This is a genomic window from Streptomyces bullii (assembly GCF_042657145.1).
In the GTDB taxonomy this organism is placed as follows: Bacteria; Actinomycetota; Actinomycetes; order Streptomycetales; family Streptomycetaceae; genus Streptomyces; species Streptomyces bullii.
On the sequence record NZ_JBHSNY010000012.1, the window covers coordinates 69,879 to 87,014 of the forward strand.

At 72.5% G+C, this 17,136-nt stretch carries 16 protein-coding genes; 12 read left to right on the plus strand and 4 right to left on the minus strand.

Going from position 1 to position 17,136, the window contains the following annotated elements:
- Positions 1-57 precede the first annotated feature (57 nt).
- The 3 genes from ACFPZJ_RS31000 (at position 58) to ACFPZJ_RS31010 (ending at position 2,579) form a co-directional block, all read left to right on the plus strand.
- Positions 58-357: a DUF4229 domain-containing protein gene (locus ACFPZJ_RS31000; protein WP_381028552.1), complete on the plus strand. Its 300-nt coding sequence runs from the start codon at positions 58-60 to the stop codon at positions 355-357.
- 177 nt (positions 358-534) lie between these two features.
- Entirely contained in the window at positions 535-1,851 is a 1,317-nt protein-coding gene (locus ACFPZJ_RS31005) for a dicarboxylate/amino acid:cation symporter (protein WP_381028554.1), read from the plus strand.
- A 62-nt stretch (positions 1,852-1,913) separates the two neighbouring features.
- On the plus strand, positions 1,914-2,579 hold the full coding sequence (locus tag ACFPZJ_RS31010) for a TetR/AcrR family transcriptional regulator (protein WP_381028556.1): 666 nt from the start codon (positions 1,914-1,916) through the stop codon (positions 2,577-2,579).
- A gap of 69 nt (positions 2,580-2,648) precedes the next feature.
- Here ACFPZJ_RS31010 and ACFPZJ_RS31015 read toward each other — a convergent pair whose 3' ends face one another.
- Both ACFPZJ_RS31015 and ACFPZJ_RS31020 read right to left on the minus strand, forming a co-directional pair.
- On the minus strand, positions 2,649-3,554 hold the full coding sequence (locus tag ACFPZJ_RS31015) for a MaoC family dehydratase (RefSeq protein ID WP_381028559.1): 906 nt from the start codon (positions 3,552-3,554) through the stop codon (positions 2,649-2,651).
- Positions 3,554-4,855 carry a 3-oxoacyl-ACP reductase gene (locus ACFPZJ_RS31020; protein WP_381028562.1) on the minus strand — a complete coding sequence of 434 codons (1,302 nt, stop codon included), beginning with the start codon at positions 4,853-4,855 and terminating at the stop codon, positions 3,554-3,556. Before ACFPZJ_RS31020 ends, ACFPZJ_RS31015 begins: the two co-directional genes overlap by 1 nt.
- A gap of 102 nt (positions 4,856-4,957) precedes the next feature.
- Between ACFPZJ_RS31020 and ACFPZJ_RS31025 the strand changes: the two genes are divergently transcribed.
- The 4 genes from ACFPZJ_RS31025 (at position 4,958) to ACFPZJ_RS31040 (ending at position 10,151) form a co-directional block, all read left to right on the plus strand.
- Positions 4,958-6,244 carry an acetyl-CoA C-acetyltransferase gene (locus tag ACFPZJ_RS31025; RefSeq protein WP_381028987.1) on the plus strand — a complete coding sequence of 429 codons (1,287 nt, stop codon included), beginning with the start codon at positions 4,958-4,960 and terminating at the stop codon, positions 6,242-6,244.
- A 222-nt stretch (positions 6,245-6,466) separates the two neighbouring features.
- A complete protein-coding gene (locus ACFPZJ_RS31030) occupies positions 6,467-8,386 on the plus strand; it encodes an AMP-dependent synthetase/ligase (RefSeq protein WP_381028565.1) in 1,920 nt (639 codons plus the stop codon).
- A gap of 103 nt (positions 8,387-8,489) precedes the next feature.
- The gene (locus tag ACFPZJ_RS31035) at positions 8,490-8,831 is read left to right on the plus strand and encodes a DoxX family protein (RefSeq protein WP_381028569.1); all 342 of its coding nucleotides are present in this window, start codon (positions 8,490-8,492) and stop codon (positions 8,829-8,831) included.
- 213 nt (positions 8,832-9,044) lie between these two features.
- Entirely contained in the window at positions 9,045-10,151 is a 1,107-nt protein-coding gene (locus ACFPZJ_RS31040) for a sugar ABC transporter substrate-binding protein (RefSeq protein WP_381028571.1), read from the plus strand.
- A gap of 58 nt (positions 10,152-10,209) precedes the next feature.
- Here ACFPZJ_RS31040 and ACFPZJ_RS31045 read toward each other — a convergent pair whose 3' ends face one another.
- Positions 10,210-11,124, minus strand: coding sequence for a LysR family transcriptional regulator (locus ACFPZJ_RS31045; protein ID WP_381028573.1), 915 nt, complete (start codon positions 11,122-11,124; stop codon positions 10,210-10,212).
- 23 nt (positions 11,125-11,147) lie between these two features.
- Between ACFPZJ_RS31045 and ACFPZJ_RS31050 the strand changes: the two genes are divergently transcribed.
- Positions 11,148-11,447 (plus strand): DUF6817 domain-containing protein, encoded by a 300-nt coding sequence (locus ACFPZJ_RS31050; protein WP_381028575.1) that lies wholly within the window; start codon positions 11,148-11,150, stop codon positions 11,445-11,447.
- Positions 11,448-11,917: 470 nt separating this feature from the next.
- Here ACFPZJ_RS31050 and ACFPZJ_RS31055 read toward each other — a convergent pair whose 3' ends face one another.
- Complete coding sequence (locus tag ACFPZJ_RS31055) at positions 11,918-12,121, minus strand: cold-shock protein (protein ID WP_003992177.1); 204 nt, start codon at positions 12,119-12,121, stop codon at positions 11,918-11,920.
- A gap of 287 nt (positions 12,122-12,408) precedes the next feature.
- Here ACFPZJ_RS31055 and ACFPZJ_RS31060 point away from each other — a divergent pair, with 287 nt between their 5' ends.
- The 4 genes from ACFPZJ_RS31060 (at position 12,409) to ACFPZJ_RS31075 (ending at position 17,111) form a co-directional block, all read left to right on the plus strand.
- Complete coding sequence (locus ACFPZJ_RS31060) at positions 12,409-13,257, plus strand: menaquinone biosynthetic enzyme MqnA/MqnD family protein (protein ID WP_381028577.1); 849 nt, start codon at positions 12,409-12,411, stop codon at positions 13,255-13,257.
- Positions 13,258-13,519: 262 nt separating this feature from the next.
- Positions 13,520-15,364 (plus strand): serine/threonine-protein kinase, encoded by a 1,845-nt coding sequence (locus tag ACFPZJ_RS31065; RefSeq protein ID WP_381028579.1) that lies wholly within the window; start codon positions 13,520-13,522, stop codon positions 15,362-15,364.
- 358 nt (positions 15,365-15,722) lie between these two features.
- Positions 15,723-15,947: a hypothetical protein gene (locus tag ACFPZJ_RS31070; RefSeq protein WP_381028582.1), complete on the plus strand. Its 225-nt coding sequence runs from the start codon at positions 15,723-15,725 to the stop codon at positions 15,945-15,947.
- A gap of 426 nt (positions 15,948-16,373) precedes the next feature.
- On the plus strand, positions 16,374-17,111 hold the full coding sequence (locus tag ACFPZJ_RS31075) for a prepilin peptidase (RefSeq protein ID WP_381028585.1): 738 nt from the start codon (positions 16,374-16,376) through the stop codon (positions 17,109-17,111).
- Positions 17,112-17,136 lie beyond the last annotated feature (25 nt).

Below are 17,136 nucleotides of genomic sequence, written 5' to 3' on the forward strand. Positions count from 1 at the left end.
CTGGACGGTGCCCCTTTGGGAACGTTCCGGCCGATAGATACGGAAGAGTGGATTGAGATGCTCCGCTACACGCTGATGCGCCTCGGGATCTTCGTGGGCTGCCTCGTGGTCGTCTGGGGTCTCGTCTACTCCGGTCTCGCCCCGCGCGGCCTCGGCGACTCCAACGGCCTGTGGATCATCCTCCTCGCCCTGCTGCTCTCCGCGCCGATCAGCTTCGTCGCGCTGCGCAAGGAGCGCGACCGGGCCTCCGAGCAGATCGTCAGGCGGGTGGACCGGGTGAAGGCCAACCTGGAGGCCAACCGCAGCCAGGAGGACGTCGCCGACGACGCAGCCCGGACGCAGGGGCAGACCTCGTAAGGCGGACGTAAAGCCGACGTAAGCTCCGTCACACGCGAACAGCGCCCCGGTGCGCGCGGGTTGCCCAAACCCCCGCACACCGGGGCGATTTGCGTTTCTGGGGGTCCAGTCCCGCCTTCACCTCTCAAAGTAAGGCTTTGAGGCTCTCAAAGTTCAGGTGTTACGGTCGTGCGTGTGATGTCAGCAGCCTCGTCCCCCACGAAGTCCCTGAAGGTGCCCTTCTGGGCCCAGATACTCCTCGGTCTCGCCCTGGGCGTCCTCCTCGGCTGGGTCGCCCGCAGCCAGGACGTGTCCTGGCTCGTGACGACCCTGGAGAAGATCGGCGCCACCTTCGTCGGCCTGCTGAAGCTCGCCGTCGCCCCGCTCGTCTTCTTCGCGATCCTCGTCTCGATCACCAACCTGCGGAAGGTCAACAACGCGGCCCGCCTGGCCTCCCGCACCCTGCTCTGGTTCATGATCACGTCGCTGATCGCCGTGAGCATCGGCCTCGTCATCGGCCTGGTCACCAACCCCGGCGCCGGCACCGGCCTCACCCCCAAGGACGGTGAGCTGCCCAAGACGACCGGCTCCTGGATCGACTTCCTGACCGGCATCGTCCCGACCGACGTGATCACGCCGTTCACCGAGCTGAACGTCCTCCAGATCGTCTTCATGGCCGCCGTCGCCGGTATCGCCGCCCTCCAGCTCGGCGAGAAGGCCCAGCCGATCCTCACCCTGAGCGAGTCCGTCCTGGAACTGCTCCAGAAGGCGCTGTGGTGGGTCATCCGGCTCGCCCCGCTCGGCACCGTCGGCCTCATCGGCAACGCCATCGCCACCTACGGCTGGGACCTGATCGGCAAGTACGCCACCTTCACCGCCGACATCTACGTCGGCTGCCTGATCGTCCTGTTCGTGGTCTACCCGCTGCTGCTCGGCACCGTCGCCAAGGCCAACCCGGTGCAGTTCTTCAAGGGCGCCTGGCCCGCGATCCAGCTGGCCTTCGTCTCCCGCTCGTCGGTGGGCACCATGCCGCTGACCCAGAAGGTCACCGAGCGCCTCGGAGTGCCGCGCGAGTACGCCTCGTTCGCCGTGCCGTTCGGCGCCACGACCAAGATGGACGGCTGCGCCGCCATCTACCCCGCCATTGCCGCGATCTTCGTCGCCCAGATCTTCGACATCCAGCTCGGCGTCGGCGACTACCTTTTGATCGCGTTCGTGTCGGTGGTCGGCTCCGCCGCCACGGCCGGCCTGACGGGCGCGACGGTCATGCTGACCCTCACCCTGTCCACGCTCGGCCTGCCCATGGAGGGCGTCGGCCTGCTGCTCGCGATCGACCCGATCCTCGACATGATCCGCACGGCGACGAACGTCGCCGGGCAGGCCCTGGTGCCGGTCCTCGTCTCCGCCCGCGAGGGCCTGCTCGACCGCGACGCCTACGACCGCGTCGGCGGCTCCCCGGTGGACGAGCCGGCCGAGCCGGCGGACGAGCCGCGTCCCGTGGCCGCCACGGCCTGACCGACACCGGCGGAGATCTGACGAGGATCTGACCGGTCGCGCCGGACCGTACGCTAATCCGCATGGGTGCCGTGAAGAGCAAGCGGATGCCGCGTGCGGTCCGTGAGCAGCAGATGCTGGACGCCGCCGTACGCACCTTCGGGCAGCGCGGGTACATGGCCGCGTCGATGGACGAGATCGCCGAACTCGCGGGCGTCTCCAAGCCGTTGGTGTACCTGTACCTGAACTCGAAGGAAGACCTCTTCACGGCGTGCATCCGCCGGGAGGCCGCCGCGCTCACGGAGGCGGTCCGCGCGGGCGTCCACCCCGACCTGCCCGCCGACCGCCAACTCTGGGAAGGCCTGCGGGCCTTCTTCACCCACACCGCCCGCAACCCCGACGGCTGGGCGGTGCTGCACCTCCAGGCCCGGACGCACGGCGAGCCGTTCGCGGCCGAGTTCACCGCGATGCGCGAGGAGATCGCCGCGCTCGTGACGCAGCTGATCCTCGCCGCCGCACGCGAGGCCCATCGCGACCCCGACCTGCCGGAGCGCGAGGTCGCCGGGCTCGCCGAGGCCCTGGTGGGCGCCGCCGAGTCGCTGGCCGCCTGGGCCAACGCCACCCCGGGCGTCACGGCCAGGCAGGCGGCGGCGACCCTGATGAACTTCGCGTGGGCGGGGCTGGGCGACCTGATGGCGGGCCGCCCGTGGTCACCGCCCGAGGAGCCGGAGCGGGCTCAGGCGGGGTAGAGCTCGCTGGTCGGGTGGGGCCGGGCGTTGCTGCTGTGCACGGGACCAACCGTTGCCGCTGTGCCGTTCTCAGGCGGGGTGGACCTCGCCGGTCAGGTGGAGGCGGTCGTTTCCGTCGCGCAGTTCGAAGCGGCCGCCCTCCGCCGCGTACGTCACCGTCCCCGGCAGCGGCACGGGCGCCCGGAACTCCACCCGTACCACGGCCTGGTCCGGCGTGCCGTGCGCGGCGAGGCAGCGGGCCGCGGTCCACATGCCGTGCGCGATCGCGCGGGGGAAGCCGAACAGCCGGGCGGTCAGCGGGTGCAGGTGGATCGGGTTGCGGTCGCCGGACGCGGCACCGTAGCGCCGGCCGATGTCGCCGCCGAGCCGCCAGTCGGCGACGGCGGGCAGCGGCTTGCGCTCCTGCCCGGCGGGCCCTTCCGCCAGAGGCCCCTCCCCGGCGGGCCGCTGCCCCACAGGTTCCTGCCCGGCGGGCCCGTCGGCTCCGTGCCGGGTGCGGTGCCGGGCCAGGTACGTGCTGCGCGACTCCCACACCACCTCGTCGCCGGTCCGCATCTCGGTGACGACCGTCGCCTGCGTACCGCGCCGGTGCGGTGCCAACCCCTCGACGTGGACGGCGAGTTCGTACTCCCCGGTGGCCGTGAGGGCCCGGCGCCGGGTGATCGAGAGGGACGTGTGGACCAGGCCCAGCAGCGGCAGCGGGAAGTCCCGGCCGCTCATCAGCCGCATGGCCGCCGGGAAGCCGAGGACGTGCGGATAGGTCACCGGCAGGGCGTCCTCCCCGGTCGGGAACCCGCACACCCGCTCGTACGCGGCCAGCCGCGCGAGGTCGACGCGCAGGCCGGGCAGGACGAGCCGGGTGCGCGGGAACTCCGCGTCGGGGCCCGGCCGTTTCAAGGGGGACAGCAGGGCGCCCCGCGCGAGCAGGGGCGGAAGGGAGGGGGGCCCGGTGAGGACGAGGACGTCGGGGGACATCACGCTCCCAGCAGGCTCTGGCCGCAGACCCGGACGACCTGCCCGTTGACCGGCCCGGAGGCCGGGTGGGCGAGCCAGGCGGTGGTCTCGGCGACGTCGACGGGCAGCCCGCCCTGGGCGAGGGAGTTCATACGGCGGCCCGCCTCGCGGATGAACAGCGGGACGGCTGCCGTCATTCTCGTCTCGATGAACCCGGGCGCGACCGCGTTCACCGTCACCCCGTGCTCGTCCAGCGCTCGGGGCGCAAGGGAGCGGACCAGGCCGACGATGCCCGCCTTGGCGGCGCCGTAGTTCGTCTGGCCCGCGTTCCCGGCGAGCCCCGCGATGGAGGCGGTCGCCACGATCCGGCCGCCCGGCTTCAGCGTCCCGGACGCCAGCAGGGCGTCGGTCGTGCGCAGCACGCTCGCCAGGTTGACGTCCAGCACCGCACTCCAGCGTTCGGCGGGCATGTTGACCAGCCGCCGGTCGCGCGTGATGCCCGCGTTGTGGATCAGGATGTCCAGGCCGTCCGGCAGGGCCGCGGCGATCCGCTCGCCCGCGTCGCCGGCCGTGATGTCGAGGGCGAGCGCGGTGCCGGCGAGCCGCTCGGCGACGCGCCGGGCGTCCTGCTCGGCCTGCGGCACGTCGAGGACCACGACCCGGGCGCCGTCCCTGGCCAGCGTCTCGGCGACCGCCTCGCCGATGCCCCGCGCGGCGCCGGTCACCAGGGCGGTCCGGCCGGTCAGGGGACGGTCCCAGTCGCCGGGCGCCTCGGCCTCGCGGGAGCCGACCTCGATCACCTGGCCGCTGACGTAGGCCGACTTGGGGGAGAGCAGGAAGCGCAGGGTCGACTCGGCGGCGTGCGCGTCGGTGAGGCGGACCAGGTTCACGGTCCTGCCCCGGCCGATCTCCTTGCCGAGGGAGCGGGTGAAACCCTCCAGCGCCTGCTGGGCGGCGGCCTGGTGATGGTCGGCGAGGGCCGGCGGGGCGCCCAGCACCACCACGCGGCCGCTCGCGGCGACCGACCGCACGACGGGGTGCAGCGCGGCGTGCACCTCGGCCAGTCCCTCGACGTCCCGTACGCCGGTGGCGTCCAGGACGACGGCGGCAGGCCGGCCCGAGTCGGCCCCCAGCCCCGTACGGGCGAGGACGGGCGCGAGGTCCAGGTCGGACTTGCCCGCGGTGAGGTGGAGCAGACCGCCCTCGAGCACCGGCCGCTCCGGTGACCAGCGCCGCAGTGCCGCCGGCTGCGGAAGGCCCAGGCGGCGGGTGAGGAAACGGCCGGGCGCGGTGCCGGTGAAGCTCAGATAGCGGTCGGCCATGGGGTACTCCCAGCTGCGAGTGCTCCGAAAAGTCCTTACTCTGGAGTAAGGTTACCGGAGGTAATGCTACGTCACGGTGAGGAGCAGGTCGAGATGAGCCCCCTGGAGCCGCTGAAGCCGCCGCAGGCGCGGCGCGTCGCGATCATCGGCGGCAGCCGCATCCCGTTCGCCCGCTCCGACGGGCCCTACGCCACGGCCTCCAACCAGGAGATGCTCACCGCCGCGCTCGACGGCCTCGTCGAGCGGTACGGGCTCCAGGAGCCGGGCGCGGTGGGCGAGTTCGTCGCCGGGGCGGTCCTCAAGCACAGCCGCGACTTCAACCTCGCGCGTGAGACCGTCCTCGGCTCCCGGCTGGACGCCCGGACACCCGCGTACGACATCCAGCAGGCCTGCGGCACGGGGCTCCAGGCCGTGATCGCCGCCGCCAACAAGATCGCCCTCGGGCAGACCGAGTCGGCGATCGCGGGCGGCGCGGACACGGCGAGCGACGCACCGCTCGGTGTCAACGACCAGCTGCGGCGGATCCTGCTGGAGGCCCGCCGGGCCAGGTCGGCGGGCGCCCGGCTGAAGGCGCTCGCCCGCGTCAGGCCCGCCCAGCTGATCCCCGACATCCCGCGCAACGCCGAGCCGCGTACCGGCCTGTCGATGGGCGAGCACGCCGCCGTGACCGCCCGCGCCTGGGGCGTCGGCCGCCGGGCGCAGGACGAACTGGCGGCCGCCAGTCACCAGCGGCTGGCGGCCGCGTACGAACGCGGCTTCTTCCAGGACCTGGTCACCCCCTTCCGCGGCCTGGCCCGCGACCAGAACCTGCGCCCCGGTTCGACGGTGGAGAAACTGGCCGCCCTCAAGCCGGTGTTCGGCCTGGATCACCCCGACCCGACCATGACCGCGGGCAACTCGACACCGCTGACGGACGGGGCGGCGGTGGTGCTGCTGGCGAGCGAGGAGTGGGCCGAGGCGCGCGGCCTTGAGCCGCTGGCGTACCTCACGGCGTACGAGACGGCGGCGGTCGACTTCGTGCACGGCGACGTCGCCGACGGCGAGGACGGACTGCTGATGGCTCCCGCGTACGCGGTCCCGCGCATGCTGGAGCGCGCGGGCCTCGGCCTGGACGACTTCGATCTGGTCGAGATCCACGAGGCGTTCGCCTCCCAGGTACTGGCCACGCTCGCGGCCTGGGAGAAGCGGGGACTCGCCCCGGTGGACCGCGCCCGTCTGAACGTCGCGGGCTCCTCGCTCGCGACCGGTCACCCCTTCGCCGCCACCGGCGCCCGGATCGTGGCGACCCTGGCCAAGCTGCTCGCCGAACGGGGCGCGCCCGGCCGCGGGCTGATCTCGGTGTGCGCGGCGGGCGGGCAGGGGGTGACGGCGATCCTGGAGCGGGCGTGATCCGGCAGAGAACGTGAAACACCCTCACGTAACCCCCGAGATTGCACAGGCCTGGCTCCGAACCATCCCCGAACCCGCACAAACCCGCCACGCGGGCCCCGTACGATCCGGTTCCTGCCGTCAGAAGCCCGTTTCTGGGGATTCCGCCGGTTGAGCGCCTCGGCGTGCGAGGCACGTACGTATGCGCAAGCAGTTCTTCGCTGCACGCCCCAGGAGTCGCCCGTGTCCACTGACCTTCCCTCCTCCGCCTTCGGCGATGTGTACGGCGGGCCCGTCCTCGTCGAGCCCGAGACACGGCGGCTGGACGGGGTCGTGCGGGAGGCGTCCGTGCCGCCGCTGGCGCAGCCGGTACGGCACGGGTCGCTCGCCGACCTGCCGTTCGACAACGCGAGCGCGGCGCCGGGCTCCGTGGTCCTCAGCCGCAAGGGACCGGACGGGCGGTGGACGGACGTGACGGCGGCCCAGTTCGCCGACCAGGTGCTGGCCGTGGCGAAGGGACTCGTCTCCGAGGGCCTCATGCCGGGCGACCGGATCGCGGTGATGGCCCGCACCATCTACGAGTGGACGCTCCTCGACTTCGCCGCGTGGGCGGCGGGTCTGGTGACCGTCCCGATCTACCCCACCTCCTCCGTCTTCCAAACCCGCTGGATCCTCCAGGACTCGGGCGCGGTCGCCCTGATCACGGAGACGGTCGGCCAGGCCGCGGCCATCGGCCCCGAGCGCGAACGCCTGCCCGACCTGCGGTCCGTGTGGGTCGTCGAGAAGGGCCACGTCGAGCGGCTCGCGGAACTCGGCGCGCGCATCCCGGACGCGGAGGTGGACGTACGGCGCGGTGTGCTCATCCCCGAGACGCTGGCGACCCTCGTCTACACGTCGGGCACCACCGGCCGTCCCAAGGGCTGCGCCCTCACCCACGGCAACTTCTTCGCCGAGGTGGACAACGCCATCGAGCTGCTCTATCCGGTCTTCCGCGCGAGGACGAACGAGGAGGCGTCGGTCCTGCTGTTCCTGCCGATGTCGCACGTCTTCGGGCGGATGGTGGCGATCGCCTGCGTCCGCGCGCGGGTCCGGCTGGGCCACACGCCCAGCATCAAGGCCGACGACCTGCTCCCGGACCTGGCGAGTTTCCGGCCGACCTGTCTGCTGGCCATCCCGTACATGCTGGAGAAGGTCTTCAACACCGCCCGCGCCAAGGCGGAGGCCGGCGGGAAGGTGACGTCGTTCGACCGCGCGGCGGCGGTCGCCCGCCGCTACGGCGAGGCGGTGGAGGCCCAGCAGACCGGGACCGGGCCGGGCCCGTCCCGGTCCCTGAGGACCGCCCGCGCCTTCTACGACCCCCTGGTCTACCGCCGTATCCGCAGCGCCATGGGCGGCCGAGTCCGCTACGCCATCTGCGGCGGCTCCCCGCTCGGCCGCCCCCTGGCCGCGTTCTACGCCGGCGCCGGCATCGAGATTTTCGAGGGCTACGGCCTGACGGAGACCACCGGCGCGTCGACGGTGACCCCACCGCTCAAGCCCCGGCTCGGCACGGTGGGCTGGCCGCTGCCGGGCACGCGGGTCCGTATAGCGGCCGACGGCGAGATCCTGGTGGCGGGCGACCACGTACTCCGCGGCTACTGGGACCCGGCGGCGGGCGGAGTGGTCCCCGCGACCCCGGACGGCTGGCTCGCGACGGGCGACCTCGGCGAGCTGGACGACGAGGGATACCTGACGATCACCGGCCGGAAGAAGGAGATGCTGATCACGGCCGGAGGCAAGAGCGTCGCCCCGGCCCCGCTGGAGAACTGGCTCCGCTCCCACCCCCTGATCTCCCAGTGCGTCGTGCTGGGCGACGGCCGCCCCTACGTCTCCGCGCTGATCACCCTGGACCAGGACGGCATCACCCACTGGCGCCAGATGAACGGCAAGCACCCCGTGCCGCCCCGGCTCCTGGTCGACGACGAGGAGCTCAGAGCAGTCCTGCAACGGGCGATCGACGAGGCCAACAAGCTGGTGTCCAGGCCGGAGTCGATCCGCCGCTTCGCGATCCTGCCCGTCGACTTCACGATGGAGGCGGGCCATCTGACCCCGTCGATGAAGCTGCGCCGCGAGGCGATCATGCGCGACTTCGAGACGGAGGTGGAGAAGCTGTACCAACGCTAGGGGCGTGAGGGGCGTCACAGTCGACTGCCGGTCACACGCGGGCCGCGGGCGTCGTCAGGGTGATGAGACACCGACCCGACGCCGATCCGAGGAGGATCCCGCGATGTCCACCGCCTACGTCATCGTCACTGTGCTGGGTGCCCTGATGGCCGGTTTCTCGGCCGCGTCGACCCTCCGCCGCGCCGAGTGGGTGATCAAACCGCTGGCCGACTACGGCGTGCCGCTGTCGTGGCTGCCGTGGCTCGGCGCGGCCAAGGCGGCAGGCGCGGTCGGCCTGCTGGTCGGACTGGCCGTACCGGTGGTGGGGGTCCTGGCGGGCATCGGCCTGGTCCTGTACTTCGCCGGCGCGGTCGCCACGGTGATCCGGGCACGCTGGTTCACCCACGTCCCCTTCCCCCTGCTGTACATGGCCCCGGCGGTGGCGTCACTGGCGCTGGTGGGGTGAGACGCGCAGGTCGCGTCGGGGGCGGCGGGCCGTCGTCCCCGCGCCGGGTGTGGGCCGACCACCCCTCCCGGCCGAGCTGTTGCGGTCTCGTGACGTGCGTTGCTTGACGCCGCACACCGTCACCGCCTTGGCTTTCAGCCACCTCGGTCGCGCTGCTGCTCCCTCTTTCGGAAGGCACCTGAAGTGAACGCCCGTAACACCCGTCGGACCGCTGTGCGTCATCGTCTCGCCATAGCCCTGACCGCCTCCGCCTCGGCCCTCTCGCTCACCGCGTGCGGCGCCTTCGGCGGGGACGCAGGCGACAGCTCCGCCGCTCCGGAGAAGGACGACGCCATCACGGTGGGGTTGCTCCTGCCCGACAGGGACACGGCACGCTTCGAGAAGTTCGACTACCCCCTGATCAAGAAGGAGATCGCCTCCCTCACCAACGGCCGGGGCAAGGTCGTCTACGCCAACGCCGAGGCGAGCGTGGCCAGACAGAGCCGGCAGTTCCAGCAGATGATCGACGACAGGGTCGACGTCGTGCTGGTGGACGCGCTGGACGCCAAGGCCGTCGCGTCGGACGTGCGCAAGGCCAAGGACGCGGGCATCCCGGTCATCGCCTACGACCGGCTCGCCCAGGGCCCGATCGACGCGTACGTCTCCCACGACAACGAACTGGTCGGCGAGGTGCAGGCCCGCTCCCTCCTCGACGAGCTGGGCGGCAGGGCCTCCGCCGGAAAGGTCGTCATGATGAACGGCGACCCCGCCGACCCCAACACGGCACTGTTCAAGGCGGGCGCGCTCAGCGAACTCCAGGGCAAGGTGAACATCGTCCGGCAGTACGACACCGCGAAGTGGTCGCCCGCCATCGCCAAGGCGAACATGAAGAAGGCGATCGAGGCCGTCGGGCTGAACGACATCGCCGCCGTCTACTCGGCGAACGACGGCATGGCGGGCGCCGCCATCGAGGCGCTGGAGGAGGCGGGCGCCACCGAGATGCCGCCGGTGACGGGCCAGGACGCGAACCTGGACGCGGTGCAGCGGATCGTCGCGGGCCGGCAGTTCATGACCGTGTACAAGTCGTTCCTGCTGGAGGCGACCAACGCCGCGAAGATCGCGGTGGCCAAGGTCCAGGGCCGCTCGATCGAGTTCGACGCGCTCACCCGCGACCGGGTCGACAGCCCGACCCAGAAGGACATCCCGGCGATGCTGGTCCCCGTGGTGGCCCTCACGAAGGACAACATCGAGGCAACGGTGATCAAGGACGGCGTCTACACGGTCAAGGAGATCTGCACCACGAGGTACGCGGCGGCCTGCGCGGCGATCGGCCTCGACTAGCACGGTGGCCCTGATCAGCTCCGTCGACGTGCTGGAAGTGAGGGGAGTTCGCCGCCCCTCACTCCGTCCGGGCCGCCGGCGCGTCGCGACGGCAGCGCTCCACCACCGTGTCGGCGAACGCCCGCGCCGGCGGTGGCAGCGCGTCCCAGCGGCGGACCGCCCAGCCGACGGACAGGGGACGCAGGTCCCGGACGGGCGCCAGCCGCAGCGGGCCGTCCTCGCCCGGGATCGCGTGTCCGGGCAACGCGGGCACGACCGCCCGCCCCAGCCCCAGCTCCGCCAGCAGCAGCGCGGTGTCCCAGTCGGCGACGCCGGTGTCGAAGGCGAACCGCACCCCGGCCTCCGCGCAGGCGGCGTCCAGACGGGCCGCGGACGTCGAGTCGGGCGGCAGCCGGATCAGCCGCAGGTCCTGAAGCCGCGCGGGCTCCACGTACGGCCGTGACGCCAGCGGGCCGCCGGCCCGTACCGCCAGCACCCACGGCAGGTCGACCACCGGCCGCTGCTCGATGCCGCGCACGGGCGGACCGAGGGTGACCCAGGCCAGGTCCAGGTCGCTGTCGGCCAGCGCGTCGAAGCAGCCGCGGCTGGAGCTCTCCGTACGGAACTCCAGGCTGACGTTCGGGTGCCGCTGCCGGAAGGCGACGACGGCCTCCGCCATGAAGTGCCGAACGGTCGTCGCGCCCGTGGCGACGCGCACCGAACCGCTCGCGCCGTCGGCGAGTTCGCGCAGCCGCCGCAGCGCCAGGTCCAGCCCGGCGATCCCCTCGGCCGCGGCCGCCTCCAGCAGCCGGCCCGCCGGCGTCGGTACGACCCCGCGCGACTGCCGCTTCAGGAGGCTGACCCCCGTCTCGCGCTCCAGGCGCCTGACGTGCTGGCTCACCGCCGACTGGGTGCACGCCAGTGCCCGGGCCACCGCACTGAGGCTGCCGGCCCGGCACACGGCGACGAAGACCCGCAGGTCGTCCAGAGTCACAACGCGGTTTTCCCACCGCCCTGTTGTCCCTGGACCGCCGCGCCGACCTCGTGGCGGTGATCGGCCCCGAGGCCGAGGCGATCGTCCACCTCTACACGAGCTGCGACCGCACGGCCACCTACCCGTCGCTCAGCGACCTCGGCTGTCCCTTCCACGACCGTTTCATCGGCCGTGTCCACGTCCCGGCCCCGCAGCTCCGCAGGGACTTCGCCGAAATCACCGCCGCCAACGAACTCGACCTGGCCCGTACCGACCCGGCCTTTCGTGCCCGCTGGGGTCCCGAACTGCTCGCCCTGTTCACCCGGATCTCCGGCCCCTGTTGAGCCCGCCCGCCTGGCAGGACTGCCGCGCCGTACTGGGGGACCACGGCGCATCGGAAGGGCGGACCGGCTGACCCCGCCAGCCGCACCTCACCGGCCGCGCCTCACTCCACCCCAGCGCCCCCAGCACCGCCGTCGCTCCCGCCGCGCCCAGCACCAACGGGGCCGCCGGGCACGACATTCGTGCTGATCACGCAGCACGTCCGAGTCGGGCGTCCGGATCCGGCTCCGGAATCGGGCGTCCGGATGCGGCTCTGGAATCGGGCGTCTGGAGCAGGTCTGGATCGGGGGTCTTGACGGGGGTCTTGAGGGGCGTCCTGGCGGATGTCCGGATCGGACCGGGAATTCGTCGGGAATTCACCGGCCGTACAGATCACACGGCATCGCACCGGCCGTACGGGCCGCGCCGGTGCCCCAAAAGGGCAGGAGCCCCGTCGCCGGGTGGCGCGGGGCTCCTTGGGTACTGCTATCGATCAGACAGGGGTGACGTTCTCCGCCTGCGGGCCCTTCGGGCCCTGGGTGACGTCGAAGGACACCTGCTGGTTCTCCTCGAGCGAGCGGAAGCCGCTCGCGTTGATCGCGGAGTAGTGGACGAAGACGTCGGGGCCGCCGCCCTCCTGGGCGATGAAACCAAAGCCCTTTTCGGCGTTGAACCACTTCACGGTTCCGGTAGCCATAAGCCCTCCTTGGGCTCAAAAGGGTTGCCCTGCTCCAGAACCAGCAAGTGTGAAGATAAGTTCTGCACAACTGCATACGTCTGAGAATGACGAGAGCCCGCGGTCACATGCTCCGCAGGCTCTGTACTGCAAGGGAAACCAAACTGCAACTTGCGATGAGCCTAGCACGCGGGACGCCGAATGCAAGAGAGGTAAAGATCACGTCACCTGAACGTTTGAACCCCGCTGGTTCAAACGACGCAGGGGGCACAGGCCGGGTCCGGCTGCCCGAGGGCTAGCCTCACGATGTGGACAATCCTCGCACCCGGCCGCGCGTCGGCCACATCCAGTTCCTGAACTGCCTGCCCCTGTACTGGGGGCTTGCGAGAACAGGCACGCTCCTCGACTTCGAGCTCACGAAGGACACCCCTGAGAAGCTCAGCGAGAAGCTGGTGCAGGGCGAGCTCGACATCGGGCCGATCACCCTGGTCGAGTTCCTCAAGCACGCGGACCAGCTCGTCGCCTTCCCGGACATCGCGGTCGGCTGCGACGGCCCGGTGATGTCGTGCGTGATCGTCTCGCAGGCCCCGCTGGACCGCCTGGACGGCGCCCGGGTCGCCCTCGGCTCGACCTCGCGCACCTCCGTCCGCCTCGCCCAGCTGCTGTTGGCGGAACGCTTCGGCGTCCAGCCCGACTACTACACCTGCCCGCCCGACCTCGGCCTGATGATGCGGGAGGCGGAGGCGGCCGTCCTCATCGGCGACGCGGCGCTGCGCGCGAACATGCTCGACGGCCCGCGCTACGGCCTGGACGTCCACGACCTCGGCCTGCTGTGGAAGGAGTGGACGGGTCTGCCGTTCGTCTTCGCGGTCTGGGCGGCGCGCCGCGACTACCTGGAACGCGAGCCGGTCATCACCCGCCGGGTGCACGAGGCGTTCCTCGCCTCCCGCAACCTCTCCCTGGAGGAGGTCGGCAAGGTCGCCGAGCAGGCGGCACGTTGGGAGGCCTTCGACGAGCAGACGCTCGCGCAGTACTTCACGACCCTGGACTTCCGCTTCGGAGGCCCGCAGCTGGAGGCCGTGGCGGAGTTCGCGCGCCGCGTCGGCCCGACGACCGGCTTCCCGGCGGACGTGAAGGTGGATCTGCTGGAGCCCTGAGGCACGGGGGTCTGCCGGCACTACCCTGCTGGGGAGTGGTTCGGGCGCAGGAGGCGCTACGGGGGCCCGCGTGACGTACGGACTGCCGGGCCCACGGGATCCGCGGTGGCCGCGGGGCCTGCGGGGCGTACCGGCCTGCCGGACGTTGGGGGCCGGACGCCTGCGGATCATGCGGCGGTCCACGGACGCCCATGGGTACGGCGGTCCACGGAACGCCGACGGGTACGGCGGTCCACGGACGCCGACGGGGGAGGGTGACGCCATGCGGGCACTGGAAGCCGACGAACCCACGGCCGTCGGGCCCTACCGGCTGCTCGGCCGGCTCGGCTCGGGCGGTATGGGACGGGTCTACCTGGGCCGCAGCGCCGGGGGCCGCACGGTCGCCGTGAAGATCGTGCACCCGCACTTCGCGCTGGACGAGGAGTTCCGGGCCCGGTTCCGGCGCGAGGTGGAGGCCGCGCGCCGGGTGGGCGGCGCCTGGACGGCCCCCGTCCTGGACGCCGACCCCGAGGCGCCGGTGCCGTGGGTCGCCACGGCCTACGCGGCGGGCCCGTCCTTGGCCTCTGCGGTCGCGGACGGCGGCCCGCTGCCCGCCCCCACCGTACGGGTCCTGGGGGCGGGGCTCGCCGAGGCGCTGGCGGCGGTGCACGACCTGGGCCTCGTCCACCGGGACGTGAAGCCGTCCAACGTGCTGCTCACCCTGGACGGCCCGCTGCTGATCGACTTCGGCATCGCCCGGGCCACCGACGGCACGGCCTCCCTCACCTCCACCGGCGTCTCGATCGGCTCGCCCGGCTACATGTCGCCCGAACAGATCCTCGGCAAGGGCGTCACCGGCGCGGCGGACGTCTTCTCGCTGGGCGCGGTGCTGGTGTGCGCGGCGACCGGGGAGCCGCCGTTCGCCGGGGACTCCTCGGCGGCCCTGCTCTACAAGGTCGTCCACGAGGAGCCCGAACTCGGCCCGCTGGACGGCGAGCTGCGTGAACTGGCGGCGGCCTGCCTGGCCAAGGAACCGGGCGCCCGGCCGACTCCCACCGAGGTGGCCCGTCGGCTGGCTCCCGAGGGCACGGCCCGGCTGGTGGCGGGCGGATGGCTGCCGGGCGCACTCGTGGAGCAGGTCAGCCGCAGCGCCGTGCAGGTGCTGAACCTGGAGGCCGGGCAGGGAGAGGCCGCGGCGGCCGCTTCAGGGCCGGTCGGCTTCAGCAGCCCGTCGGTGGGGGAGACGGCGGGGCCCCTGAGGAGTGAGGCGGCGGGGCACCCGAGGGGCCAGGGAGCGGGAACGGGCGGCGAGGGGGCGAGGGCGGACGACGGTGACGGGGCGAGAGCGGACGACGGTGACGGGGCCGGGCAGTCGCCCGGGCCGCGAGGCGCCGGGCGATTCGGACCGCCGCCGGTGATGCCGGCGTCACCACCCGCTGCCCCGCCGTCCCCCGCGCCACCGACTGACGCCCCCGTACCGGACGCCGGCCCCTCCGCCGGCCGCCGCCCCGGCAAGGTGACCGTCAGCGTGTCCGCGACGTCCGCCCCGGAGGGCGGCGGGCGGGTGCGTCGGCTGAGCTGCACGGTCGCCCTGGCGGTCGCCGGGGCGATGGCGGCCGTGACCGTCGGATCGGTGTTCGTCCTCGACCTGCTGCCGGGCAGATCGGACGACGACACGAGCGGCGCAGGCGCCGAGCCACCTCCGTCCGCGAGTGCCGCCCCCACCGCGAGTGCGCCGGGCGACGCCCCGAGTGCGCCGGACGGCACCGCGCCCACCGCCGTGCCCGCCCGCTACCTCGGCACCTGGGAGGGCCGGGGCAGCGCCCTCGACGGCAGGCTGCCCGTGGGCACCTTCCGCCTCACCGTCCGAGGGACCGGGGTGGGTCAGGAGTTGGGGCGGCTCCGCCAGACGGACCCGCTCGGCGGCGTCTGCGTCGACGTACTGACCCTGAAGCACGTGACGGACGAGCAGCTCGTCGCGACATCGGTCGGCGCGGAGAGCAACCACGCAGGCTGCAGCCCCATCCCCACGACCGTCCGCCTCACCCCCGTCGGCGACGACCTCCAGTACCGGTCGGAGAGCGCGGAGTCGGGACGGCCCGAGGCGCGGATGTCGAAGGTCCGCTGACGCCCCGTCAGTCCGGTCGTCCCGGAAAATCCTGCGAACCTGCACACAGTTCACCGAGTGGTCGTGCGCAGAACCGGTGGAAAGGGATCGCCCCCGTCGGACACCGGCCGACCACTCTTCGGTGGCATACGGAAACCGGCGGGTAGCGTGAAGGATTCGGCCCGGTCGGTGACCGCGTTCACACACTGATGAATTGGACGGTCACAGGACGTCGGGCAGGGGTATCGCGCGACTGGTCGCCTCCTCTCCTGCGTGCTTTGATCGGTGCGCGCAGCTCGCCGATCATTACTCCCGGTTCCGGGAATCAGGTGAACTCCGCCGTCATCGTGCATGTTTGATACGAAGGGAAAGGCGCGCCATGAACCTCGTGCCCCAGGTCCACACGACCGAGATCTCCGACGCTGACCTGGACGGCATTGCCGGCGGCCAGGCGGGCGGCGCCGTCGCCGCCAACGCCGCCGGCGCCGGGGCTGCCGGTCTCTACGTCGAGGCCGGCCCCCTGTGCGCCGGTGCCGGTGTCGGCCTCGCCGCGTCGCCCGCGGGCATCGCGGCGGACGCGCACGTCCACGCCGGTCTGAACTGACCGAGCGAGCGCAACGGGCCCCGGATCCCTGGATCCGGGGCCTTTCGTCTGGTTTGTTCCCCTTCAGGAGAAGACCGTACGGCCGCTGGGGAAATCGGCTGCCTGCCGGGTGCAGGAAACGCATCCGGCGGGGCTTCGCAATACTCGCCTGCGAACGGGACGCAGGATTGGCGGTAGGGGTTCCCGGCGGCCTGCCCGACTTCGGGGACGGGGCAGCGAGTTCTCTGTAGGCTCGGTACACCTTTCACTCCGCCCCGTTCACACACCACCCGGGACACCCGCCATGCCGCGACGCCGCAGCCCCAGCCGGTCACGCTCGACGGGGCGCACGACAGGGACGTCGGCCGCGGGAACCGCGCCGGCCGACAAGCGGCTGTGGGACGAGCTGTCGCTGCCGACGTGGCGCGACGCCGTCACGGTCGCGGGATGAGCGAGCTGCCGCTGATCGCTGTCGCCGCGCTGTGGGGCGCGGTGACGGGCGCGCTGCTGCCGCGTGCCGCCTACCGCTTCTCCGCCCCGTCGGGGGAGCCGTGGCGCGACGCGTGCCCGGGTGGGCACGGCCTCGGGGGCTGGCTCGGGCGGGCCCGGTGCGGGCAGTGTGCGGCACCCGCCTCCCCCTACGGGCCCGGCACCCTGCCGCTCGCCGCCGCCACCGCACTCGTCTGCGCCGCCCTCGCCGCCGCCACCGGAACCCGGCCCGAGCTGGGTGTCTGGCTGCTGCTGGCACCCGTCGGGGTGCTGCTGACGGTCGTCGACCTGCGGGTACGGCGCCTGCCCGACCCCCTCACCCTGCCGCTCGCCGGCGCGGCGCTCGCCCTCCTCGGCCTCACCGCGCTCGTGCCCGAGCACGCCGGGCAGTGGACGACCGCCCTGCTGGGCTCCCTCGCCCTCGGCGCCGGCTACTTCGTGCTGTTCCTGATCAACCCGGCCGGCATGGGCTTCGGCGACGTGAAACTCGCCCTGGGGACCGGGGCGGTGCTCGGCTGGTACGGCTGGCCGACGGTGATGCTCGGCACGTTCGCCGGCTTCCTGCTCGGGGCGGTGTACGGCGGCGCCCTCCTCGTCGCCCGGAAGGCCGACCGCAAGACGGCCATCCCGTTCGGGCCGTTCCTCATCGCGGGGGCGTACCTCGGCCTTCTGGTCGGCGCGTACGCGGGTGTGTAGGAGACGACCACGCCCTCCCGGAGCG